The organism is Lacihabitans sp. LS3-19 (assembly GCF_024343575.1).
GTDB lineage: Bacteria > Bacteroidota > Bacteroidia > Cytophagales > Spirosomataceae > Leadbetterella.
The window spans coordinates 1-23,215 of record NZ_RJUA01000127.1; the positions used below are offsets into that span (position 1 = coordinate 1).

General features: G+C 34.9%; 23 protein-coding genes. 12 read left to right on the forward strand and 11 right to left on the reverse strand.

Annotated features, from left to right (window positions below; genetic code table 11):
* The 3 genes from EGI22_RS20745 to EGI22_RS20755 all read left to right on the forward strand — a co-directional run.
* Positions 1-4,467, forward strand: a 4,467-nt coding sequence (locus EGI22_RS20745) for a LamG-like jellyroll fold domain-containing protein (protein ID WP_310588200.1), incomplete at its 5' end; no start/stop codon positions are given.
* A gap of 26 nt (positions 4,468-4,493) precedes the next feature.
* A complete protein-coding gene (locus EGI22_RS20750; RefSeq protein ID WP_255070374.1) occupies positions 4,494-4,874 on the forward strand; it encodes a hypothetical protein in 381 nt (126 codons plus the stop codon).
* Between the two features lie 297 nt (positions 4,875-5,171).
* The gene (locus tag EGI22_RS20755) at positions 5,172-6,458 is read left to right on the forward strand and encodes a NupC/NupG family nucleoside CNT transporter (protein ID WP_255070375.1); all 1,287 of its coding nucleotides are present in this window, start codon (positions 5,172-5,174) and stop codon (positions 6,456-6,458) included.
* Between the two features lie 579 nt (positions 6,459-7,037).
* Here the strand turns inward: EGI22_RS20755 and EGI22_RS20760 are convergent.
* Entirely contained in the window at positions 7,038-7,259 is a 222-nt protein-coding gene (locus EGI22_RS20760; RefSeq protein ID WP_255070376.1) for a hypothetical protein, read from the reverse strand.
* A 36-nt stretch (positions 7,260-7,295) separates the two neighbouring features.
* Positions 7,296-8,786 (reverse strand): cysteine--tRNA ligase, encoded by a 1,491-nt coding sequence (gene cysS / locus EGI22_RS20765; protein WP_255070377.1) that lies wholly within the window; start codon positions 8,784-8,786, stop codon positions 7,296-7,298.
* A 136-nt stretch (positions 8,787-8,922) separates the two neighbouring features.
* On the opposite strand from cysS, the gene EGI22_RS20770 reads away from it, so the two are divergent.
* Positions 8,923-10,002 carry a BamA/TamA family outer membrane protein gene (locus EGI22_RS20770; protein WP_255070378.1) on the forward strand — a complete coding sequence of 360 codons (1,080 nt, stop codon included), beginning with the start codon at positions 8,923-8,925 and terminating at the stop codon, positions 10,000-10,002.
* 3 nt (positions 10,003-10,005) lie between these two features.
* Here EGI22_RS20770 and EGI22_RS20775 read toward each other — a convergent pair whose 3' ends face one another.
* From EGI22_RS20775 to EGI22_RS20795, 5 genes are read right to left on the reverse strand one after another with little or no spacing between them, the layout of a single operon-like run.
* Positions 10,006-10,905, reverse strand: coding sequence for a TIGR01777 family oxidoreductase (locus EGI22_RS20775; protein WP_255070379.1), 900 nt, complete (start codon positions 10,903-10,905; stop codon positions 10,006-10,008).
* On the reverse strand, positions 10,902-11,714 hold the full coding sequence (locus EGI22_RS20780; protein WP_255070380.1) for a hypothetical protein: 813 nt from the start codon (positions 11,712-11,714) through the stop codon (positions 10,902-10,904). The genes EGI22_RS20775 and EGI22_RS20780 overlap by 4 nt, the downstream gene beginning before the upstream one ends.
* Positions 11,680-12,075, reverse strand: a complete 396-nt coding sequence (locus EGI22_RS20785; RefSeq protein ID WP_255070381.1) for a hypothetical protein — start codon at positions 12,073-12,075, stop codon at positions 11,680-11,682. Before EGI22_RS20785 ends, EGI22_RS20780 begins: the two co-directional genes overlap by 35 nt.
* A 4-nt stretch (positions 12,076-12,079) precedes the next feature.
* Positions 12,080-12,391, reverse strand: a complete 312-nt coding sequence (locus tag EGI22_RS20790; protein WP_255070382.1) for a hypothetical protein — start codon at positions 12,389-12,391, stop codon at positions 12,080-12,082.
* A 47-nt stretch (positions 12,392-12,438) separates the two neighbouring features.
* Positions 12,439-12,936, reverse strand: a complete 498-nt coding sequence (locus EGI22_RS20795) for a GbsR/MarR family transcriptional regulator (protein ID WP_255070383.1) — start codon at positions 12,934-12,936, stop codon at positions 12,439-12,441.
* A 192-nt stretch (positions 12,937-13,128) separates the two neighbouring features.
* Here EGI22_RS20795 and EGI22_RS20800 point away from each other — a divergent pair, with 192 nt between their 5' ends.
* From EGI22_RS20800 to EGI22_RS20835, 8 genes are all read left to right on the forward strand, one after another.
* Positions 13,129-13,812: a GDSL-type esterase/lipase family protein gene (locus tag EGI22_RS20800; protein WP_255070384.1), complete on the forward strand. Its 684-nt coding sequence runs from the start codon at positions 13,129-13,131 to the stop codon at positions 13,810-13,812.
* A complete protein-coding gene (locus EGI22_RS20805) occupies positions 13,809-14,927 on the forward strand; it encodes a lactonase family protein (RefSeq protein ID WP_255070385.1) in 1,119 nt (372 codons plus the stop codon). Before EGI22_RS20800 ends, EGI22_RS20805 begins: the two co-directional genes overlap by 4 nt.
* 18 nt (positions 14,928-14,945) lie before the next feature.
* Positions 14,946-16,301: an FGGY-family carbohydrate kinase gene (locus tag EGI22_RS20810; protein WP_255070386.1), complete on the forward strand. Its 1,356-nt coding sequence runs from the start codon at positions 14,946-14,948 to the stop codon at positions 16,299-16,301.
* Positions 16,302-16,446: 145 nt separating this feature from the next.
* The gene (locus EGI22_RS20815; RefSeq protein WP_255070387.1) at positions 16,447-17,010 is read left to right on the forward strand and encodes an RNA polymerase sigma factor; all 564 of its coding nucleotides are present in this window, start codon (positions 16,447-16,449) and stop codon (positions 17,008-17,010) included.
* Between the two features lies 1 nt (position 17,011).
* On the forward strand, positions 17,012-18,373 hold the full coding sequence (locus EGI22_RS20820) for a hypothetical protein (protein WP_255070388.1): 1,362 nt from the start codon (positions 17,012-17,014) through the stop codon (positions 18,371-18,373).
* 58 nt (positions 18,374-18,431) lie between these two features.
* Positions 18,432-18,935 (forward strand): ubiquinol-cytochrome c reductase iron-sulfur subunit, encoded by a 504-nt coding sequence (locus EGI22_RS20825; protein ID WP_255070389.1) that lies wholly within the window; start codon positions 18,432-18,434, stop codon positions 18,933-18,935.
* A gap of 49 nt (positions 18,936-18,984) precedes the next feature.
* Positions 18,985-19,626, forward strand: coding sequence for a hypothetical protein (locus EGI22_RS20830; protein WP_255070390.1), 642 nt, complete (start codon positions 18,985-18,987; stop codon positions 19,624-19,626).
* An 11-nt stretch (positions 19,627-19,637) separates the two neighbouring features.
* Positions 19,638-20,183: a YceI family protein gene (locus EGI22_RS20835; protein ID WP_255070391.1), complete on the forward strand. Its 546-nt coding sequence runs from the start codon at positions 19,638-19,640 to the stop codon at positions 20,181-20,183.
* On the opposite strand, the gene gatC is transcribed toward EGI22_RS20835, so the two are convergent.
* From gatC to EGI22_RS20855, 4 genes are all read right to left on the reverse strand, one after another.
* Positions 20,184-20,471 (reverse strand): Asp-tRNA(Asn)/Glu-tRNA(Gln) amidotransferase subunit GatC, encoded by a 288-nt coding sequence (gene gatC / locus EGI22_RS20840; protein ID WP_255070392.1) that lies wholly within the window; start codon positions 20,469-20,471, stop codon positions 20,184-20,186.
* Positions 20,455-21,207, reverse strand: a complete 753-nt coding sequence (locus EGI22_RS20845) for a 1-acyl-sn-glycerol-3-phosphate acyltransferase (protein WP_255070393.1) — start codon at positions 21,205-21,207, stop codon at positions 20,455-20,457. The genes gatC and EGI22_RS20845 overlap by 17 nt, the downstream gene beginning before the upstream one ends.
* A 1-nt stretch (position 21,208) precedes the next feature.
* The gene (locus EGI22_RS20850; protein ID WP_255070394.1) at positions 21,209-21,976 is read right to left on the reverse strand and encodes a TerC family protein; all 768 of its coding nucleotides are present in this window, start codon (positions 21,974-21,976) and stop codon (positions 21,209-21,211) included.
* Positions 21,977-22,046: 70 nt separating this feature from the next.
* Complete coding sequence (locus EGI22_RS20855; RefSeq protein WP_255070395.1) at positions 22,047-23,081, reverse strand: PmoA family protein; 1,035 nt, start codon at positions 23,079-23,081, stop codon at positions 22,047-22,049.
* Between the last annotated feature and the right edge of the window lie 134 nt (positions 23,082-23,215).

Here is a 23,215-nt window from a genome sequence, read left to right on the forward strand (position 1 = left end):
AGAGTTGCAAATGAAAGTTATCCATCGATTCCTTCTGTGGGAACTAATTATGGTTCTTCAATCAGATTAATTAAACGCGATGCTGCTGGCAATATTTACATCGCTGGTGATTTAAACAAGGCTATGGTATTTAATGGCCTTAATATCTACGGTCAGAATTTTTACCAGGAGGGCAATATGTACCTTATGAAATTAAATCCAACTGGAGAAACCATTCATTGGGTGAAAACGATGAATGGAGGAGGAATAAATAATTTCACTATTGATACTGATGGTTTTCTTTACTGTAATGGTGCGATGGGAGATTACGGAATTTTCAAATATGGTGCTGCCACTATTGCTGGCGGTACTACATATCCCAATATAATACCAGATGATGCTATTTTCTTTAAAGTAAATGCCAATAATGGCGATTTGGTTTGGGTAAAAAATGCCAGTAATCAGGATAATTATAGTAATTACCCTCTAATCCAAACTGATGCCAACGCCATATATGCAACCGATGGATTAGGATTAAATGCCAGTAATTCAACCACGCCAAGGGGGTATAGAATTATAAAAATATTAAAATCTATAGCTGATGCTGACCCCGATAACTTTATAGAAACCACCTTATGGGCATTGGATAAACCTTGGGTAAAAGCCAATATCGACCCTCTTTATGAAAATCATATTTTTGATATGAAACTCACTAATGACAAACAAAGTCTATGGGTGTATTTAATGACTGGTGACGTTTGGATTGATGATTTTTCAAATCAACAATACGACACTCGAGATATGATTCTGGTTAGGCTTGACAACCTCAATAATACTTCGCCTACCGTTGGATTTATGAAGAAATTCACAAGCCTTATTCCACTTAATCCAGGAGATTTACAAATTGATAGTCAGGGAAACATAATCATTACTGGAAGCTTTCGCACAGACCCAAATCGTTACACCTCGAATGCAAATGGAAAAGCCGAGGTAACATTTGGAGGAGTAACGTATGAATTTCCAATGAACATTCAAAAACAATACATTGCCAAACTTTCACCCACAGGAACAGAAACATGGATAAAGTTTTACGACGTTCAAGGTCTTAGAAGTCTCACATTGGATAACGCTAATAATATGTATGTAGCAGTCCCATCTGCAGTGAATGAAAACTATAACTCAATTGGTTCATTTTCAGGTATTAATGACGCTCTATTAATTATGAAAATGAAACCTAATGGAGAGCAAGTATATATGTGGTCGAATGAGGAAAGTAATAGTATTGGTGGTGAAGCTGTATTATGTGCAACAGGAGCTGACGGTATTTTGATTGGAACTGGTGGAACAATGAGAAGACTTCCCGATGCACAAGCCTACTTTAAAGTTGGCACAAAAGAAGTTTTTGATGGTGGAGGATTTGTTTTGTCAAATTTAAAACATTCAGGAACTGCAAAACCTTATGAGGAATTTAAAAAATTAAAAAATATAAACACAGGTTGGGGGCTTCAATATGGACATTTTAGCTCTCACCCTACCAAATTCACAGAATTGGGAGGTAGTCTTGTGTTCTTTGGTTGGGGTGGAAACGACTTAAATAACTCGTGCTATTTATGGAAAACAGATGGTTCGGAAACAGGGACAACACCTTTGTCAGCAATGTATAATGAAAATTATCAAAATGAGGGTGGAATTGCCAAAGAACCATATAGTGGAGAAACTGTAAAAACTCCCACGCATTTATATTTTGAAGGACAAAGTAAAGTACCAAATTCAACTTCAATTCAAAGAGAAATTTGGAAATCAGACGGAACTGTTGCAGGTACAGTTAAAATCAAATCATTTCTTGGAGGAAATCAAGGTGATGGAGGTACACAAGAATCCCTTTATGATATTTTAGATATGGAATATTCTAATGGTTTAGTATTTTTCACGATGACAGATAATGCTTCGAACAAAATTGATTTATGGAAAACTGATGGGACAGAAGCAGGAACTATCAAAATATATGAAAACTGCCAGTCTCAAATACAGTCTTACAATAATCAAGTATATTTCTTCATTGCTGGCACACCTGACCAATATAATAATATAAGCTACTCAATGAGAAGACATAATGGAACATCAGGAGGCTTTGTAAAATCAATAGGTTCTTCGACTGCGACTGAAATTCCAAGGTTTTTTGGCGTAGCCAATAACCTAATGTTGTTCGCAGCCAATGGAATTATTCTTGTAAACGGAAATAATGTAAATTCGGGCATGGAACTTTGGAAGTCTGATGGAACAAGTGCAGGTACTACAATCGTAAAAGACATCAATCCTGAAGTGTCAAACAATTTCCCTCCAGAACCATTTTCTTCGGGGAAAAGCTCTATTTCTTATGCAAATAAAGGCAATGGTTTGTTTTATTTACCAAATTTAGATACCCGAAGTTTAATTTATGATAACAACCTATATTTCAATGCTGATGATGGCGTAAATGGACGTGAAGTATGGAAGTCTGATGGAACCGAGGCCGGTACAATTTTAATAAAAAATATTGCTACTGGAACTTATACTGATATTTGGGGCCAAACATATCCAAATGGTTCAGACCCTGCCTATTTCTATCCATTTAATGGAAATATATATTTTATGGGTTTTGACAATGTGAGTAATGGAAATAGAGGGCTTCATAAAACTGATGGAACAACTAACGGAACAGTACTGGTAAAAAGTGATATGCTTACGGGTGGATATAATATTGACCCCTACTATAATTCAATATTTGGGAATGTTGAAGCAAGTGAAAAAGTGCCTTATGCAGTTCTAAACAATAGATTATATTTTGCTGGAAAAGAAACACCAACTCCTGTTACTGCTCAAGACAGTGAAATTTGGTCCACAGATGGTACAACTGAAGGTACTAAACAATTAAAAAATTTAACAAAAGTGGCTTCAACAACTCCTGTGAATATGTATGCTTGGAATGGCAGTTTGTATTTCACAATGCACAAGTATCAAAATGTAAGGAATTTTTACTACCCGGCAGTAGAAGCAGAACCTTGGAAATTCACCCCGGCACCTTGTACAAACCCTGCCCCAGCAGGTCCATTAGCTACTGCACCAACTATTTTGGCAAGCTATCCTGCAACAATTCAGAGTAATGGCTGTCTTGGAATTGTAAAATGGTATGCCGCAGCATCAGGCGGCTCACCTATTTTTATTGGAGATAATTATACAACTCCATTGCTTAATATTACAACTACCTATTACCTTACTTGCACATTCAACAATTGCGAAAGCCAACGTAGCCCAGCAACGGTTACTGTCAATCAACCAGATTGTTCCTCTTTGCCTGCTATACCATCCAGTTCGGGCGGTAGTGTGGTAAGTGGAAATAGTATAACTCTATCGGCAATAGGTTGTACTGAACAAACACGTTGGTATGGACAAGCATCAGGCGGAGCAATTTTGGCACAAACGCCTACTTTTACTACACCAATATTAACAAGTCCAACAATCTACTATCCGGTATGTTTTGTACAAGGTTGCGAAAGCCCAAGAACTGTGTTAGATAACATCATTATCACACCTTCAAGTGGCCAAGCACTTGATTTTGACGGAGTGGACGATGTAGTTACAGTTCCTTCAAATGTTGGTTTTAATGCTCAGTCCTTTACAATAGAGACATGGGTTAGATTTGATATAAATAATCGTTCTCAAACGATTATGGATAACAGTAGAAGATGGATGTATTACCAATATAATCCGAATGCTATTAGGTTTGGATTTGAAGAAAATGGTCAAGCCAGGGAAGCAGGATTCTCATTTACACCCACCACTGGTACTTGGTATCATTTGGCTTGTAGTTTTAACAATACTACAAAAGAGTCTTATTTCTATATTAATGGTGAACTTCAAGATGTTCAAAATATTAATTATACTCCGAGTGCTGTTAATTTTGGAATGAAATTAGGTAATCATTATACATCCACAGGATTGGAATTGGATGGGAGAATCGAGGAAGCACGCTATTGGAATATTGTCCGTTCAGAAACACAGATTGGAGCAAGCTATAATACAGAACTTAGCGGTAACGAAACTGGAATAGTTTTCTATTATAAATTTGATGGCGAGGCTTCTTGTGATGTTCAAGATTGTTCGCCAAATCAATTGCATGGCATACGTGAAGGTACATCAGGCACAAATAATAAACCTGTTTTTGTTAACACAGGTGTAGCTTTAACTGATGTCGCCTGTGGGGTTTCCAGCTCATGCACTCTTTTAAATCCATGTTTATCTTCCCTTGCCATTTCATCCCCAAATTATAGTACAGAAACTGTAATTCGGCAAGCCAGTGCTACAAATGGTTTACTAACAGCCACAAATCAAATAACAAATACAGCACGTATTGATTACCAATCCAAAGCCATTTTACTCGATATAGGCTTCAAAGCCGAGCCCGCAGCCGGAGGCTATTTCAAAGTCGAAATAGGCGGCTGTAATTAAATCAAACCTAAATAAAAAATACCCTTATGAAAACGAACACCTTCATTCTTATCATTTCAGCCTACAGCCTATTATTGGGCTTACCGGCTATTTTTGCTCCTGCTTTAGCCTTGGATTATTTTGGTGGAACACCCGGCAATATGAACGAGCATTCTTCCGTCAATTTTATTGGGGGCTATCAATTGGCCATTGGTTTTCTGGGCTTTATGACCTATCGCTCTACAGATAAATCAATTCGAAGGAGCTGGTTGTTGGCTATTGCTTTTCTAACCGCTTTTGCCATTATGGTGTATTTCTTTAATACCAACGTCCGTCATATGCCTCCCACTAAGACAATATATTTTGATATGACGGCTTGGGCTATTATGGCATTGGCTTCCCTTTATTTTTGGAAAAAGGAAAAATGAAATGCTTTTAGCTAAAACCAAAGGTGATAAAGATTCAGCCTGAGAATTACTTATTTTTTTGAAAATGATAATAAAGCCTAAGAATTAATGCAAAGCAAAGTTATTCTTAGGAACTATTCAGGTAGGCCCTTTTCATAACTTCTCCCGTGAACTGTTTGGCAGACAATTTTTTGTATGAAATTTGCGAGAAGATTTTCAAGATTCAACCTCAGGAGAAAAGCAACAAAAGCTTTCTTTTCTCTTAAATAATTTTATTTTCCTCAAAAAAGTATTTAATTCACACCTTTAAATAAACCAATGGGAAGATTTACGGGAATTTTGGGCATTTTTGCCTTGTTAGGTATTGCATATTTGCTTTCGAGTAATAGAAAAGCTATCAATTATAAGACTGTGGGCTTAGGTCTTTTGGCTCAATTGCTTTTAGCTTTTGGAGTTCTTAAAGTGCCTATTGTCGAAAAAATGTTTAATTATATCGGCAGCTTTTTTGTTCAGATTCTCGCTTTTACAAAGGCTGGAAGTGAATTTCTCTTGGGGGGCATGATGAATGTGCAAAGTTTTGGCTATGTCTTTCTTTTTCAAGTTATCCCTACTATTATTTTCTTCTCGGCTCTTACTTCTTTATTGTTTTATTTGGGAGTCATTCAAGTAGTGGTAAAAGGCTTTGCAAAAGTGCTTACCAAGTTTTTGGGCGTTTCTGGGGCAGAAGGCCTTTGTGTGGCGGGCAATATCTTCTTAGGACAAACTGAAGCTCCTTTGATGATCAAACCTTATCTTGAAAAAATGAATCGCTCCGAGATACTTTTGGTAATGGTAGCTGGCATGGCTACCTTGGCTGGAGGCGTTTTGGCTGCCTACATTGGTTTTCTTGGTCAAGGTGATCCAGTAAAAGAAGCTGAATATGCGAGGCACTTATTGGCGGCATCTGTAATGGCTGCTCCTGGTGCTATTGTGGTTTCTAAAATCTTATATCCTCAAGCTGAAGTTGTTGATCAATCTGTCGAAGTTTCAAAAGAAAAAATTGGCTCAAATATTTTAGATGCCATAGCTTCAGGAACAACAGAAGGATTAAAACTGGCGGCAAACGTAGCCGCTATGCTTTTGGTTTTCATCGCTTTCATCGCCATGATAAATTACGCTCTCGGCGATTTATTGGGTCATTATACTGGTTTAAACGATTATATAGCGGCTCATACGCCCTACAAAAAATTCTCTTTGGAGTTTATTTTAGGGACCATATTTTCGCCATTAATGTGGCTAATTGGCGTTGCAAAAGAAGACATGATGTTGATGGGTCAATTGTTAGGTATTAAATTGGCTGCTTCTGAATTTGTAGGTTATGTGCAATTGGCCGAATTGAAAGATGCATCAAACGCCTTACATTTTACCGAAAAGAAATCCATCGTGATGGCCACTTATATGCTTTGCGGATTTGCAAATTTTGCATCTATCGGTATTCAAATTGGAGGCATAGGCTCATTGGCACCTGGACAAAGGAAAAACCTTTCAGAGTTTGGTATAAAAGCTGTTATTGGTGGAAGTATGGCTTCTCTCCTATCGGCAACCTTCGCTGGATTGTTGTATTAGATATATGAATTCAGTTTCGTTTAAAATCTAATATTACCTGGGCTTGTTCTGTTATCAATAACTGAAAGTATGCAAATCAAATTTTCTGTTACTTCGTAATAAAGTGAACACTTATTGTTTATTAAACACTTCCTAACTCTAGTATTACTTTTTGACGTTGGGTATAAAGAGGCATATTCTCATTTTAGTCAAAAATATTGCTTGATGAGTTTTTTAAAAGGAAATTTAAACTCTTTCAGAAAAAGACTCCTAAATTCTTTGTGTCGGCTGCCGCCTGGGCCTTCATTTTTTTTCAAAAAAAAACGAAGCAAAAAAAACAGCACCCAGCAAACTCACGCACTCAAAACTCTCTGAATCAATAGATTACGATAGAAACATATAAACAAGAGAATTTTGATTGCGTTCAGACAGTGCTGGCTGATATAACGAACCATTTTTACTTATTTTTCTCGGACGCCTATATTTTTTGAGTAAGTTTTAATAAAAAATCTAATCTAGAATTATTGGAATATTTCTTTTGAAGAAAATCAGAGATATGCTCAATATCTTCTTTAGCAATACTGGAAATAACCAGTTCTCTCATTTCTCTAGTAAGTTTTCAATAAAAGTTTTTGCTGAAAAATAATTTCCTTTATTAGAATCTTCCAAGCCTTTTTCAATCCTATTTTTTACTTCTGGAGAAAGTTTCAACCAGAAATCATCTTTATTATTAACTTTTTGAAACGATACCTCCAAATATTTCAAAAGACCTTCTAAGATACGCTCTTGTTCGGTATTAACCTCCAAAATCAATGTTGACATAATATGAGCATTTTTAATATTTCAAATATGATCAAATTATTCCTCCCAAGCCCAATCTATTTTGTGTTTCATGTCTTTGATCGTCATGCTATTGGCTTTGAAATAAGCCCTTATTTGATCTACTTTGTCGTATTGCTGGTTGGCTTTATATTCTCTGTACAAACTCAACATTCCTTGTAGCATAGAATCATTTTTGGTCATTTCTTCTTCCTTGAGTCCCAAGATATCTGCAAAGAAAATCACAAACTTGCTTTTTAGATCATCGAAAGTCTCTTGGCCAATAGCAGCTGGCAAAAGCTGATTCATATAGATCATGTTTACATATTTCAACAAGGTAAACATCTGAGCAATAGCCATCGCCGTATTTAAATCATCATTCATAGAATCATAAAATGCTAAGATAGCTTTCTCAATTTCTTCTTTCTTTTTAGTATCAATTTCTAAGTTTTCAATCGCTTCAAATTCAAGATTTTTTACATTTCTAAAACCATTCAAAAGTCTTCGGTAACCTTTTTGGGCAGCTTTAAGTGCGTCATTTGAAAAATCTAAAGTAGAACGATATTGCGATTGCAACATAAAGAAACGTACCGTCATCGGGCTATAGGCTTGCTCCAAAAGCGGATGAGTGCCAGTTATCAACTCTGCCGGCAAAAAGCTATTGCCCAAAGACTTGGACATCTTCTGGCCATTCACAGTCAACATATTAGAGTGCATCCAATATTTTACGGGCTCTACGCCTGTCAGACCTTTTCCTTGAGCTATCTCACATTCATGATGTGGAAATTTCAAATCCATACCACCACCATGAATATCAAACTGCTTACCGAGATATTTAGCACTCATACAGGTACATTCCAAATGCCAACCCGGAAAGCCCATTCCCCATGGACTCGGCCACTGCATAATATGTTCTGGGGCTGCCTTTTTCCAAATCGCAAAATCTAGCGGATTGCGTTTTTCGGCTTGTCCATCTAACTCTCTGGTTTCGTTTAAAAGATCTTCTAAAATCCTTCCAGAAAGCTTTCCGTAGTTATTGCCAGCCTCATTGTATTTATTGATATCAAAATATACTGAGCCATTAGACTCATAAGCCAATCCTTTCTCTATCAAATCCTTAACTGCCTCAATTTGCTCTACCATGTGGCCGGTAGCCGAAGGCTCGATACTTGGCGAAAGGAAATTAAATAGCTCCAAAACTTGGTGAAAATCGTTGGTATAACGCTGTACTATTTCCATAGGCTCTAGCTGCTCCAACTTTGCCATTTTGCCAATTTTGTCTTCACCCTCATCGCCATCACCAACCAAATGTCCAACGTCGGTGATGTTTCTTACGTACCTTACCTTGTAACCGATATTTTGCAGATACCTATAGAGCACATCGAAAGTTAAAAAAGTACGAATATTTCCAAGATGCACAAAGTTGTAAACTGTAGGCCCACAAACATACATGCCAACGTGGCCTGGAATTAAGGGTTCAAAAACTTCTTTTTGTCTGGATAGTGAATTGTATATTTTAAGATTTTGCATTGATATTTTCAAAAATTAGATACAAAATTAATTCTATTTAGGTAATTCATCCTCATTTTTTTAGAATAGTGTCGGCTACAGAACATTTTTATTCGTATTTCTTAGCAGATTTGTATTTCTAACCAAAACTTTGCAAATGAAGTTTCTAAAATTATTGATTGTATTTACTTTTTTTTCGAGTCAAATTATTTTTGGACAAAATGACTCCACCCATAAATTTCTCAGAGACAAAAGTTTTTTGGTACTTCCCGTAGTTTTCCGATTTCCAGAAACACGTTGGGGAGGTGGAATTGCCGGCACTACCAGCTTTTCTTTTGCAAAAGATTCAATACCTTCAAAACCATCACAGCTATCGTTCGGCGTGACATTTACCCAAAACAAACAAATCTTGATTTTTTTCCCTTTCAAAATATTTACAAAAAATGCCAAATATTATTTTTTCTCTGAAAACGGTTGGTATCGTTTCAACTATCTGTATTCGGGAATAGGTGAAAATAAGGTTGAAAACGAAAAATATGACACTGACTATTTTAGACTACGCTTTTTGGCTTCAAAAAAAATAAACCCTTCAACCTATTTAGGTTTAAGAATAAACTTTGAAGACTACAAAGTAACTGGCACCCTAGCTGGTGGAGAACTCGAAAAAGGAATAATAAATGGTAGCGACAATTCTCGAACCTCTGGCCTTGGACTTAGCCTTTTAAAAGACACCCGAGATGCCGTATTTTATCCCAAAAAAGGCATATTTAGTGAGTTTTACATTGTGCCTTCTTCGAGCGTATTTGGTGCAAACCGAAACTTCACAAAAATATCGCTCGATGTTGCCAAATATAATATGTTAAAACCAAAAACTGTATGGGCAAACAACCTTGTGGCTATTGCAAATATTGGAAACGTACCGTTCAACCAAATGGCATACTTGGGTGGTCAAAGCAAAATGAGAGGTATCTATGAAGGCTATTTTAGAGACAAAAACGCCTTAATTTACCAAACTGAAATCCGCCAAGAAATATGGAAAGTGTTTGGAGCTGCTGGATTTGGATCAATAGCTTTTTTAGGCAATCAAACAGATGTTTTAAGGTTTAATGCACCAAAATTCACCTATGGTGCGGGCTTAAGAATAGCCACCAAAAACCATTTAAATTTAAGATTAGACTATGCTCTTTCCCCCTATGGTTCTGGGAATTTTTATGCTACAATTGGAGAAGCTTTTTGAGGTTTAGCTTTGGATTAAATCCTTTAGAGCAGATTCAATTTCAGGAAATTCAAATTCAAAGCCCTCCTTCAATAGTCTTTCAGGGACAACATTTCTGCTTTTAAGCAATAATTCAGTTTCGGTTCTTAATAATAATGAAGCTAATTCTAAAAGTGCGACAGGGGTATTTAAGCCAAAACCAATTCCTATTAATTCTCTTACATTTTTCATAAACTCTTCATTTGAAACAGGCTTAGGGGCTGTAATATTAATACTCCCAAAGATATTTTCTTTCTCAATCAAAAAATCAACCGCTTTGCAAAAGTCATTTACGTGTATCCAACTCATTTTTTGCTTTCCGCTACCGTTTTTGCCACCTAAACCAATTTTGCAAATTGTTTTTATTTTAGGTAAAGCACCTCCATTATTGCCTAAAACTATACTTGTTCTCAAAGCAATTTTTCTTATTTTTAGTGAACTTTTTTCAAAAAAAGCCTCTTCCCATATTTTACAAATGCCCATCGAAAAATCGTCGCCAATTATACCAGATGCTTCACTCATCAATAGCCTTTCGGCATGTATATAAATAGTAGCACTACTAGCATTTAGCCAAACTTTCGGAGGATTTATAGCCTTTTCGAGAGCAGACTGCAATATTCTGGTGCTTAAAACCCTTGAATTTAATATCTCTTTTTTATTTTTTTCGGTATATCTACAGTCTACAGATTTGCCAGTCAAATTTATCAACACATCGGAATTCTCTATAGCAGACGACCATGGACCTAGATTCCTAGCATCCCAATATATATGATTGGCTTTTTTGGGCTTTCTACTTAGTATAAACACCTCGTTATTTTTCCTTATAAAATGTTCCTCTAAAGCATTACCTAAAAAACCGTTTCCACCTGCAATTACAACTTTCATTTTAAAAATATTATTAAGGCCAATATTACTGTTCGATAAACCACCCAACTAATTGAAGGCAAAAAACTTAACTCCAATACTTTGCATCTTTTTACATGCTCAAAAAGCATAAACGAAACTATAAAACCAAAATATAGCATCTTAAATATCACCCAAGTATCGGCAACAATCAATAATGGAATAAGCAAAAATGACCCCAATAATGAAACCGTACTCATATTTCCCAAATAATCCCATATTTTTTCTTTTAAGACAGATTTTAAAAAAAATGCTTGCCAAATAATTTGCCCAAAACAAATAAGTAATTCTCGGTAATAATTGCTTTTCCATCCCCAAAAAACATTAATACTTTGAGTAAAATTAAAGATGACTATTGATGAAAAAACAGCAACCATTATAAAATAAGCGATCCTGTATTTAATATTAAGTTCGGGCACACAAGTTCTATTGCTCCATTGCGAGGGTGCAATTACTTTTCTATTTTGACTTATAAATTTGTATACTTTTAAAAAGAAAAAATAAATCCATTTTGTCCTAAGAAAATTAACCAAGATTGGCAATTGCACTTCGAGGATTTTCAAAAAAGCATCAACACCATATACTACTTTGTTTTCTTTAATATCTACCAAAGCAATTTCATTCTGAGCCCTTTTTATATCTATAATATTTTGAAAATTTGATATCGAATACTGAAATGGTAAACAAGTATTTTTTTCTACAAAACTATATTTTTCGAAGGCATTTCCATAGAAATTGCACATTGGGCATTCGCTATCAATTAGTAGTTTTTGATTCATTAAGGTTTTCATAACTGTTAGATTTGTTTTTTGAAACTCTCATTCCTCTAAAAAATAAATAGATATTACCAAAAAGAAGAAGACCTAGAAATAGGGTAAAAAAGCCAGTTTTTATACTCAAGTTTTCGAGTAGCATTCTATTGCTTTTCAATTCTATATTTGTAGTCATATACCAAAGACCTAATCCAAAAGAAAGCAAAAAGAATCCCAGCTGGAATAACTTATTGGTGGCATTAGCCAAATGTTCTTTGTCTTTAAAAATAACCATCATAAATGATAAACTATTAGCAAACAAGACTCTCGAGACTATTAAAGTCAAACCAAACACAAAAACTAGATAAATACTGTAACTCAAAACATTTAAAGCATCCATTGTATTATTGTTTAAAATGAAAAAATATAAGAATCCAAATAATATTAAAAACGTGTAAAAACCCGATGCACAACATTGCCAAACCAATTCTACTAAAAGCATAGACTAATTGATTGTTAGAATCCTCCCAAACAAATACCGAAACCAAAACCACTCCAGCATTAAACAAATAAAAAAGGACAAGCAGCACTACATTTACTTTTCGACTAAGAGATAAATCTGTAATTAACTCTTCACACCAATCAGAACCTAATCGAAATAATTTTATACCTACAAACCCAATGATGACCAAAGATAATACTAGATAAATTTCCATACTTTTCGTATTTACTATTATTTTAGGAAATTAAAATCAAAAAAAAACTATATCCCTTTCATAATCCACTTTACAAACTTCAGTTTCTCCACTTTCTCTACCATATCACCTATGCTATTCATTTTTAAAGCCAAATCATGAGTGTCTAATAATAAACTTTTAAAATTTTTTTCTTCAAAAGTATTCGCCTCAAAACTCGCTAATCTGTTCAGTTCATTTATTACGGGATCAACTTCTTTTCTTCTTCTTTCTTTTATAATCCTTATTGCTACCTCCCAAATGTCTTTTTCTGCTACAAAATACTCTTTTCGCTCACCTTGGATCCTTTTTTTATAAATTAATCGCCAATCCATAAGAGCCCTAATATTAAGATTAGCATTACTTCTTGAAATCTTCAACTCTTCCATAATCTCATCAGTAGAAACTGGACTTTCAGTCGACAAAAGAAAAGCGTGTATTTCGGCCATGGCAGCAGGAATACCCCAGTTTGAACCAAACCTGCCCCACATTTGTATAAACTCTTCTTTTGTTTCTTTGTAATTCATAGAACAAATATCAAACATAGTTTTCGTATTTCCTAATTTTTTAGGAAATAAATATCAAAAAAAGCAATCCACATTTTAATGCGGCATTTTTTCTCATTTAATAGAGCTTCTTTTTTCTTGTTTTAACGCATAGGAAAGCAAATTTTCTCCAATAAAATAATAAATTGCATCCTCAACCATAATTCATAAAGAATGCGTAAAATATTAGGTCTATTATTTATTGGGGTGATCATTTTATCTTGTTCCCCTACTCGGAAATTCAAAGAAGCCGCAAAAAGCTGGGAACCAGAAATACAGAAACTTGAAGCACGCGATAAAACAGAAACAGATCCTGAAAACGCCGTATTGTTTATCGGAAGTTCGAGCATTCGCCTTTGGAAAAACATTAAAGAAGACCTCGCACCTTATCCTGTTATTCAAAGAGGTTATGGCGGAGCTAAATTCACGGATTTGTTGGTTTATGCTAAAAGAATCGTGTATCCGCATAATTTTAAAGCTATCGCTGTTTTTGTAGCCAATGACATCACTGGCAGCAAAGATGACAAAACTCCAAGAGAAGTTTTGGGAATGTTTAAAAGCCTTGAAAAAATAATCAGAAAGAAGAATAAAGATCAAACTATCTATTTCATAGCCATTACACCTACCAAAAGCCGCTGGACGGTTTGGCCAAAAATCAGAGAAGCCAATGCATTGATTCAAGCCTATTGCAAAACCAAAAAAAATCTAGAGTTTATTGAATCTGAAGCCGCATATTTGGGGCCTGATGGCGAACCAATTGACGAATATTTTATCGGAGACAAGCTTCACCAAACACAGAAAGGTTATGATGTGTGGGCAAAATTAATAAAGGACAATTTTAAACAAACTTTGAAATGATAAAATACTTAATATTAGTAACTTCAATGCTTTTTTTGGCGTCTTGTTCTTCTCAAAAAACGGAGGAAATTAAAAATGATACATACGAGTTTTTGGTTGGCACATATTCTAAAAACAAATCTCAGGGTATCTACTTTTGTAGTTTTGACCCTGCAAGTGGTGAAACCAAAATAATAAGTGCTTCAGACACGCTTGATAACCCTTCTTTCTTAACTATCAGCGATGACCAAAAACATGTGTATACAGTTTGTGAAACCGACGGTGGAAGTGCCGAGGCCTTGAATTTTGATAGAAAAACAGGCAAATTCGACAAACTCAATATCCAAAACTCTGGCGGTGCTCATCCTTGCCACATAGCATTGGACAAAACTGGCAAATGGATCTTTACGGGCAATTACACAGGCGGAACAGTGGGTGTTTTGGCTGTAAATGCTGACGGAACACTTGGTGAAGTAGTACAAACTATTCAGCAAACGGGAACTGGCCCAAACAAAGGCAGACAAGAAAAATCTCATGTGCATTCGGTGAATATTTCGCCTGACAATAAAAATCTTTATGTGGCAAATTTGGGTACGGATGAACTTTACAATTATAGTTTTGATGAACAAACTGGTAAACTTACAGAGTCTCAAAGGATTCATTTAAGTGCTGGCTCAGGTCCGAGGCATTTTGAATTTCATCCTACATTGCCATTTGCATACGTTATTCAGGAACTAACAGGTAAAGTCACACAGTTTAAAATAGACAGTGGTAATCTTACCGTTATAGAGGAAGTGAGTACACTTCCAGTAGATTTTACTGGCGACAATGCCTGTGCGGATATTCATATTTCTCCAGATGGTATGTTTCTTTATGGCTCTAACAGATTTTTGGATACAATAGTAAGTTTTTCGATTGACTCAAAAACTGGGAAACTTAGCCAATTATCCCAAACTCCGGTAAACGGCGAAGTCCCTCGGAATTTTGGAATATCTCCTGATGGTAAATATATTTTTGTTGCCAATCAAAAGACTGACAATATCGTTGTTTTTGAAAGAAACCAAAAAACTGGAGCTTTGACCTCTACAGGTAAAGAGTTTAAAATTTCCATGCCCGTTTGTATAAAATTTTTATAAAAGCCATAATATAATCCTATGCAGAACATTTGTGTTGTTTTTGATATCGGTAAAACCAATAAAAAAATCTTAGCCTTCAATGAGTCCTTTGAGGTGGTATATGAAAACCAAAGCAATTTATCTGAAATATTAGATGATGAAGGAGAGTTTTGCGAAGATTTGATGGCTCTAAGCATTTGGTTAAAAGAACAATACGAAATTTTAAAATCCAAAAGTGAGTTTACAATAAAAGCCCTTAATTTTTCTGGCTATGGTGCAAGTTTTGTTCATTTAGATCAAAACTGCCAACCTTTGGCTCCGCTTTATAATTATCTAAAAGCATTTCCAAGAGAGCTTAAAACTAAGTTTTTTGAAAATTATGGCCCAACTGATCAATTTTTCGCTGATACTGCTTCGCCTGATTTAGGAATGCTCAATTCTGGCCTTCAACTATATTGGCTCAAATATAACAAGACGAATATTTTCAAAAACACCAAATACAGTTTGCACTTTCCGCAGTATCTAAGCTGTGTTTTTACAGGCTTACCACAGACAGAGTTCACCAGCATTGGTTGTCATACTGCCATGTGGGATTTTACTAAAAACGAATACCATAGTTGGCTAAAAAGTGAACATTTAGAATCAGGAATCCTTCCACCAGTTTCAGCAAGTCAGACAATTTCTAAAGAAAATATTGCGATTGGGCCAGGCATTCATGACAGTTCTTCGGCATTGGTTCCTTATCTTAAAACCATTTCAGATTCCTTTGTTTTGATTTCCACTGGCACTTGGTGTATTAGCATCAATCCCTTCAATCAGGAGCAATTAACACCCAAAGAACTTGAACTTGATTGCTTAAACTTTTTGAGTTTTGAAGGAAAAACCGTACGAGCTTCGAGGCTTTTCTCGGGCAATGAGCACGAAAGACAAATCAAACATCTTTCTACATATTTTAATGTGTCAGAAGACTATTACAAAACGGTTGGCTTTGATTATAAAATCATTCAGACATTAAGAAAGACCTTGACGCAAGCCACCCCAGAAAACACGGAATTAGGTCAACTAAAAGACTGCCCGTTTGTAGAAAGAAACCTGAACCAATTCAAAAGTTTTGAGCAAGCTTACCATCAGTTTATTATGGATTTGGTAGCTCAACAAGTGGCTTCAACCAAACTTGTTATAGGCAAAAGTCAAACTAAAAAGATTTTTGTAGATGGTGGATTCTCGAAAAACCCAATTTTTATGAGTTTACTGGCAGAGGCATTTCATAATATTGAAATATATGCCTCAGAAGTGGCACAAGCATCTGCTCTGGGAGCCGCTTTGGTAATCTCCGAAACTTGGACAGATCAAAAATTTGAGGTTTCGAAGTTAAAATTAAATAGATTCTATTAAAATTTAGTTTGAAAGATTCCTCTTAAGTTCTTCAAATTCAAATTTTAGCTACACACATTATTTGTTTTTTAAATTAATGTAGCTACATTAGTGATAAATATATTTGCAACCAAAACTAACCTTACTACGTAATAGTTAGGAATTTATGCATCCCAATCAAGATTCTGACAAATTAAAGAACATTCTGAAAGGCTGCCTAAAAGCAGACAGGAAGAGTCAGGAATTGCTTTACAAGCAGTTCTTTGGATTTGCAATGAATATATGTTTGCGTTATGCTAATAATAGAGATGAAGCACTTGAAATATTAAATGACGCATTCTTAAAGATTTTTACAAAGATTGATAAATATGATTTTGAACGACCATTTAATGTTTGGTTAAAAAGAATAGTGGTAAATACAGCAATAGACGCTTATAGAAGTCAAAACAAACATCATAACCATTTGGATATAGAAACGGTGTATAATCTTCCAAAAGAAGAAGAATCTCCTTTGCAAAAAATGAGCTATGAAGACCTCATTATTCTGACCAAAAAACTACCCAAAAACTATCAACTGAATTTTAATTTATATGTAATAGAAGGTTTTCCCCATGAGGAAATCGCCAAAATGATGAATATATCGGTGGGAACATCGAAGTCTAACTTATCCAGAGCGAGAGAAATGCTCAGGAATCTTTTGCAGGATACAGAAAGACAAAAAATAAAGTAAAATGAAAGATTTAAATAATATATCTGACGAGGAGTTTGACGATGTGTTTAGGCAAAGTGCCAACGAACACAATGAAGAACTATGGGAAGATGCTTGGCCACTTATGAACAATAAGCTTGACCAGGAAGAGAAAAAAAGACGATTTGTTGTTTTCTGGCGATGGGCCGCAGCTCTGTTTTTGTTCGGAGCCCTTGGAGTAATGAGTTTAAAATATTTTAAAAGTGACCAAAGTTTGGCAACTCAAACTGAAATCAAGGAAAATACTAAATCACAAAATAATAATATTAAAAAAGATAACTCAACCACATTAACCAAAGAAGAAAAGAAAAGTAATATTGAAAAAGAAGAGCAACCTGGAGATTTAGAAAAGGCTATTGAAGAAAAAAATAATTATAAAAATCCATATTTAAAAACTGAAAAACTATTGGTAAAAAGTAACTTAAAGACAAAATCTGAATTATCTTCTAAGAAAAAATATGAACCTGATATTAAGCAACCAACAGAGATAAATTTAGCAATTACAGAAAATAAAAGTATAAAAAAAGAAGAAAAATTTGAAGAGAACAATTACAAAAACAATTTAGAAAATTCTACAGAAACTATTGCCAACCAAAGCAATAATTCAGAAAATACTAAAACAAATTTAAATGAAACTGAAAGCACTTTTTTTGAAGAAGATACAATCATTGTTGCTTTTGAAGAAACAACTATTTCATCAGAGAATGAGCTTTTTGAAGAGCTGCCAATAGCCAATTCTAATTCGTCTACTTTCAGAAATTTTGGATTTATTCTAGGATTTTCTCCCGATTATTCCAAAGTTTCTTCTAATGCCTTTGGACCAATGGGTCATAATATTCAAATTTTAATTAATTATAATTTGACCAAAAAAATTGCCTTAAAAGCTGGAATTATTAAATCCTTAAAACTTTATGATGCTTATCCTGAAAATTATGCTTGGCCAGCTAAATGGGGAACGCCATCATCTCCTTTAAAAGAAGTTTCAGCGACTTGCAGCATGCTTGACATTCCGGTGGTTTTGAGCTACGATATTAAAGAGAAAGGTCCTAATAAATTTTATACTTCTCTAGGTGTAACAAGTTATAAAATGATGAATGAAAAATACATTTACCATTACGAAAACGATAACGACCCTAACCTAAAATGGAAAAAATGGGAAGGAAGCACTGGTTTTTTTGGTGCAGGAGTTATTGATTTATCTTTGGGACTTGAGCGTAAAATAGGCAAAAAATTAAGTTTTCAAGTAGAACCTTTCGTAAAAATACCAATGAAAAATATAGGTTTTGGAAACGTTAAATTATATACTTCTGGTTTGTTTTTTAACATTAAAACTTCCACTCGCTAAATATTCTTCAACCTTTTTTCAACCCTTTCCGTAGTTAATTGAAATAAATAAAATTACTATGGAAATCGAAAAACTAAACAGAGGACAATTTCTTAAGACCCTTGGAATGTCTTCAAAAGCTTTAATGGCGTTTTATTGCATAGGTGCAGTGTCAGCCTGCTCTAGTGAAGATGATGTCACTCCAAATAATGGAAATAATACTGGAACTACTGGCAACACTGATTCAGGTGTTACAGGTACTACATCGGGCACCACAATAGATTTTACAGTTGATCTATCAAATTCAAAAAATTCAAAACTTTTAACAAGCGGAGAATTTGCAATTTTTGGTAATGTATTGGTGGCCAACACTGGTAGTAATAATTTCATTGCAGTATCTAAATCTTGTACCCATCAAGGCACACAATTGGCATACAGAAAAACAGAAGGCGATCTTTTTTGCAATAATCATGGTTCATTGTTTAATACCGATGGCTCCGTAAAAAAATCCCCTGCTGAATCAAGCTTGAAAACATATTCAGCAAGTTTTGATGCCGCTGGAAACAAACTTAAGGTAAGTTGACGTATATAAAATAGAGAGCCTTACCTTTGTAATAAACCATTTTAATAATATGAACAAATCAATAATTCTATCGCTCTTCTTTATTTTTCCATTAATACTAAAAGCTCAAATAACGGCAGCAGACAGTCTTTTAATGGATTTAAATACAGAAGAAACAACAGCTTCACAGAGTTTACTGCCTGACAGAATGCTTTTTACACAAAGAATGCTTTGGGGTGAAAATGGATTATATAGAAAAGTAGGTATAGCACCAAAGGTTTTAACTGCTGAAACACGTGCACATGAGCTTAAAATTAGGCGAACGATGTTCAGAATTCATCAAGGCGTAGGTTTGGCTACAGCAGCAGCAATGTTGGCACAGGGTTTTGTAGGTAATAATCTTTATAAAAATGGAGGTCGCAATACGAAAGACATCCATGAAAGTATAGCTTTAGGTATAAACATAGGTTATATAACTACAGGACTAATGAGCTTCACTGCTCCACCTCCAATGATCAATAGGAAGAAGTTTGACAACATAAAATTACATAAAATACTTTCTGTAGTTCACCTTTCGGGTATGATTGCCACCAATGTTTTAGCTGACCAAGCTGGAGATAGTATACAAATGAAGAAATGGCACCGTGCAGCCGGCATGACAACTTTCGCAGCTTATGCAGCAGCAATAGCGACTATAAAATTTGAATTTTAAAACAAAAAATTATGAAAAACCTACTTGTTATTTTATTAATTTTCTCCTCCATTGCTAATACACAAGCACAGGATAAAAAGAAAATAGAAGCCGATAAAAAATCCTCAACTTTGGTGTATTCCATGAAACACCCAATGCATGATTGGGACGCTAAATCAAAAGATTCTAAATGCATTATTGTTTATAATTCTGGAACTCAAAAAATTGAAGCTGTGGCTGTAATAGCCCCCGTAAAATCGTTTGACAGCGGAAACTCCAATCGTGATTCTCATACAATTGAAGTTTTGGAAGCTCTAAAATATCCGAATATTACATTTTCAGGAGCAAATATTCAAGAAGATGGTAATAACATCACAATAAAGGGAAACCTGACTTTTCATGGCGTAACTAAGCCATTAGAATTAAAAGCTAAGAAAACAGTATCTAAGTCTACACTAAAAGTAGAAGGTGATTTCGAAATCAATATGGAAGACTATGGCGTAGAGCCTCCAGGATTAATGGGAATAAAAGCAAACAAGGAAATAAACCTAAAATATTCTATGGTTTTTAGTCTTTAACTATTCTTTTACCTTAGGCACCATAAAATAATCCTCGTTTTTTTGGGGAGCATTAAACAAACCTTCGGCTTTTGTCAATTCGTTTTTAGCAATATCTTTTCTGAAAACATTTACCCCTTGGTGCATGTGCATCAAGGGTTCTACATTAGAAGTATCAAGCTCATTTAACTGATCCATCCAATCCAAAATCTTCGCAAAATCACTTGACATTTGCTGTTCCTCTTCCGGCTTCAGCTCCAAACGTGCCAAATGTGAAATCTTCTTTATGGTTTCAATGTCTATGTTCATCTTGATATTTATCTATTTCGTTCTGAATCGTATCGTAAACTTTCTTCTTTAAATCTTCTAAATCGTCTTTATTTAATCCTACAGTAAATATTGGCTCATGAATAACCACCCTAGGCAAAGCCCAGTGGATTATTTTATCAGGCATAATATCGTACAAATTTAAGAAAGTAATCGGAACAATGGGCACTTGTGAACCAATAGCCAACAAAAAAGCCCCATCTTTAAACGGCTGGTGCATTTTTGGTATTTCTTTGCTTATTATACCACCTTCGGGCATTATAAATAAGCTTCGTCCATTATCTAAAGCTTTCTTAGATCGCATCATCGATACAGTCCGGCTATTTTTATCACTCCTATCTACTTGGATATGAAGTTTGGCAAACATATATCCTAAAAGTGGTATACTTTTTACTGAGCTTTTTCCCATATAAGAGAAATAATTTCTTACTATTCCCATCCCAACAGCCACATCTAAATAGGAAAAATGATTGGCAACAAAAACGTAAGTTTCTTTTTTGGAAGGCCGAAATCTATGCTCAATCTGAATAGGCATACCAGCAATCAAGAAAAATACATCTGCCCAAATATTGGTGAGTTTAGTTCCCCAAGCATTCAGTGGTTTTATTTGTATAAAAATTAAAATAAAAGGAAATAGCAATAAGAATATGGCTATTAACCAAAATATACACCAAGCATTATACAAATAAGTAAAGACAGAAATTCGCTTTTTGGGCATATTAATCCTCCTTTACGTGAGAGTGCAATTCAACTGGATTTTTAGAATTGTTACGCATTTTGATATTGAGCATTTCAACCAAAAACGAAAACGCCATAGCAAAATATACGTAACCTTTGGGAACATGCACATGAAAAGCCTCAGCTACCAATAAAGTACCTATCATCACCAAAAACGATAATGCCAACACTTTAACAGTAGGATGTTTGTCTACAAAGTCTCCTACATTCTTCGCAAAAAGCAACATCGCAATTGTTGATAATACTACTGAAGCAGCCATTACGGGTATAGAAGAAGTCATTCCCACTGCAGTAATTATAGAGTCTACAGAAAAAATAATATTAATAACTGAAATATCAATCACCGCTCTTGCTAGGTTTGAAGTACCTTTTTTGGTGTTATCAAGATCATCTTCAATTCCCTCCAATTTATGGTGAATTTCAGAAGTTGATTTGTAAAGTAGAAACAAACCTCCACCCAACAAAATAAGATCTTTACCAGTCATACCCTCATCAAAAGGTAAGCCAAGGTCTTGAAGATTGAAAAGGTCTTTTTCAAGGCCAAGAATAAAGCCCAAAACAAACAAAAGGCCAATACGGATAAACATGGCCGAAACTAAACCGATGTTCCTTGCTTTTGATTGCTCGGCACTTGGTAGCTTACCAGATATAATTGATATAAAGATAATATTGTCTACACCTAGTATTATTTCTAATATGGTTAGTGTAAGTACACTTGTGAGTGCAGCTGTCGTAAGAAGTTCTTGCATAATGTTTTTGTGAAAAAAATTTCACAAAATTACCAAGAATATTGATTCTAAAAGCACCACTCAACTATTTTTAATACCTTTTGGCAAAATTATCAGCCATTTCGTTGATTTTGTCTGCTTTCAACTTCTCAGAACTTACAACTAATCTGTATTTAAAGGTAATTGATTCTCCTTTGTTTAATGACTTATTGGTTTCCTTGGCACCGTTGGTGAAAGCTTTTTCTCCTAAAGGATTTACACTAAATAAGCCATAACCTCTTGAGTGCCAATAAGAAGGATAGTTAATATTGGTAGGGTGGTCAATTATTGTAACAGAAATATTATCATTCTCAATATTGCCTTGAAGCGTCACCCATTCAGAGCGTTTGCTCCATGTATCTTCTCCTGTAATGCCTTGGGCATTTAGGTAATCACCCGAAACACCTTCGTTGTTCATTACCGGCACTTTGGTTGCCAAACCTGAGGCATCTGTAAAAACCTCAGGTTTTTTACTTGGCAATTCTAACTCTCTAGCCAATCTAATAGCAAATAGCCCATCTTTCACGTCTTTAAATACCACTTTATCAACAACGGCAGTCAAAGTTGTTATTCTATCCACTGTATTCGAAGTTCCGTCTCCAGTGAAAACAAATCTTGTTGTTTCTTCCAACATCTTGGCTCCATTTTTATCTAACCAATCTGCCGTTACTACTAACTCTCCTTGCTTTTTACCTGATTTTATTTTGGTGATGCCTGTATGTACAATCGTTCCGAAGGTTCTTGGGTCTTTGGCACGTTCAACTTCAACTGAGTTATTCCAAAAATCATGGTCGTTTGCCGATTCATAATTTAGCCAAACTCCTACATGATGCGGGTGATCTATTCTTTCGTTTTTACGAGGATCTAGTGGCCAACCTCTCGTAATAATCGTGCCTTTGGGACTTAAAACTGGATAAAGTACAGCTTTTTTCAGAACATCTTTACCAGGATAGAAATAATTGGTAAATAAAGTCCCCCCTATTTTTACCTCAACTTTGGTTTCGTTGGGAAGTGAAGTGATTTTAACTGGTTTCTGTGCAAAAACTGCACAACCAATAAACATAAAAACAAAAAGATATTTTTTCATAATATAAAGGTTGAATTTCAATTTCAAAATTACAATTTATAAAACAAAAAAAAGCGACCCTTAGACCGCTTTTTTTGATACTTTTATTGCTTAAAGAAAAATTCCAATAAAACTAATTAAATATAAACCAATAA

What these genes read in the sequence shown, in the direction of transcription:
- EGI22_RS20750 (WP_255070374.1), top strand. Translation starts at nt 4,494, where the DNA reads ATGAAAACGAACACCTTCATTCTTATCATTTCAGCCTACAGCCTATTA.
- EGI22_RS20755 (WP_255070375.1), top strand. Translation starts at nt 5,172, where the DNA reads ATGGGAAGATTTACGGGAATTTTGGGCATTTTTGCCTTGTTAGGTATT.
- EGI22_RS20760 (WP_255070376.1), bottom strand. Translation starts at nt 7,259, where the DNA reads ATGTCAACATTGATTTTGGAGGTTAATACCGAACAAGAGCGTATCTTA.
- cysS (WP_255070377.1), bottom strand. Translation starts at nt 8,786, where the DNA reads ATGCAAAATCTTAAAATATACAATTCACTATCCAGACAAAAAGAAGTT.
- EGI22_RS20770 (WP_255070378.1), top strand. Translation starts at nt 8,923, where the DNA reads ATGAAGTTTCTAAAATTATTGATTGTATTTACTTTTTTTTCGAGTCAA.
- EGI22_RS20775 (WP_255070379.1), bottom strand. Translation starts at nt 10,905, where the DNA reads ATGAAAGTTGTAATTGCAGGTGGAAACGGTTTTTTAGGTAATGCTTTA.
- EGI22_RS20780 (WP_255070380.1), bottom strand. Translation starts at nt 11,714, where the DNA reads ATGAAAACCTTAATGAATCAAAAACTACTAATTGATAGCGAATGCCCA.
- EGI22_RS20785 (WP_255070381.1), bottom strand. Translation starts at nt 12,075, where the DNA reads ATGGATGCTTTAAATGTTTTGAGTTACAGTATTTATCTAGTTTTTGTG.
- EGI22_RS20790 (WP_255070382.1), bottom strand. Translation starts at nt 12,391, where the DNA reads ATGGAAATTTATCTAGTATTATCTTTGGTCATCATTGGGTTTGTAGGT.
- EGI22_RS20795 (WP_255070383.1), bottom strand. Translation starts at nt 12,936, where the DNA reads ATGAATTACAAAGAAACAAAAGAAGAGTTTATACAAATGTGGGGCAGG.
- EGI22_RS20800 (WP_255070384.1), top strand. Translation starts at nt 13,129, where the DNA reads ATGCGTAAAATATTAGGTCTATTATTTATTGGGGTGATCATTTTATCT.
- EGI22_RS20805 (WP_255070385.1), top strand. Translation starts at nt 13,809, where the DNA reads ATGATAAAATACTTAATATTAGTAACTTCAATGCTTTTTTTGGCGTCT.
- EGI22_RS20810 (WP_255070386.1), top strand. Translation starts at nt 14,946, where the DNA reads ATGCAGAACATTTGTGTTGTTTTTGATATCGGTAAAACCAATAAAAAA.
- EGI22_RS20815 (WP_255070387.1), top strand. Translation starts at nt 16,447, where the DNA reads ATGCATCCCAATCAAGATTCTGACAAATTAAAGAACATTCTGAAAGGC.
- EGI22_RS20820 (WP_255070388.1), top strand. Translation starts at nt 17,012, where the DNA reads ATGAAAGATTTAAATAATATATCTGACGAGGAGTTTGACGATGTGTTT.
- EGI22_RS20825 (WP_255070389.1), top strand. Translation starts at nt 18,432, where the DNA reads ATGGAAATCGAAAAACTAAACAGAGGACAATTTCTTAAGACCCTTGGA.
- EGI22_RS20830 (WP_255070390.1), top strand. Translation starts at nt 18,985, where the DNA reads ATGAACAAATCAATAATTCTATCGCTCTTCTTTATTTTTCCATTAATA.
- EGI22_RS20835 (WP_255070391.1), top strand. Translation starts at nt 19,638, where the DNA reads ATGAAAAACCTACTTGTTATTTTATTAATTTTCTCCTCCATTGCTAAT.
- gatC (WP_255070392.1), bottom strand. Translation starts at nt 20,471, where the DNA reads ATGAACATAGACATTGAAACCATAAAGAAGATTTCACATTTGGCACGT.
- EGI22_RS20845 (WP_255070393.1), bottom strand. Translation starts at nt 21,207, where the DNA reads ATGCCCAAAAAGCGAATTTCTGTCTTTACTTATTTGTATAATGCTTGG.
- EGI22_RS20850 (WP_255070394.1), bottom strand. Translation starts at nt 21,976, where the DNA reads ATGCAAGAACTTCTTACGACAGCTGCACTCACAAGTGTACTTACACTA.
- EGI22_RS20855 (WP_255070395.1), bottom strand. Translation starts at nt 23,081, where the DNA reads ATGAAAAAATATCTTTTTGTTTTTATGTTTATTGGTTGTGCAGTTTTT.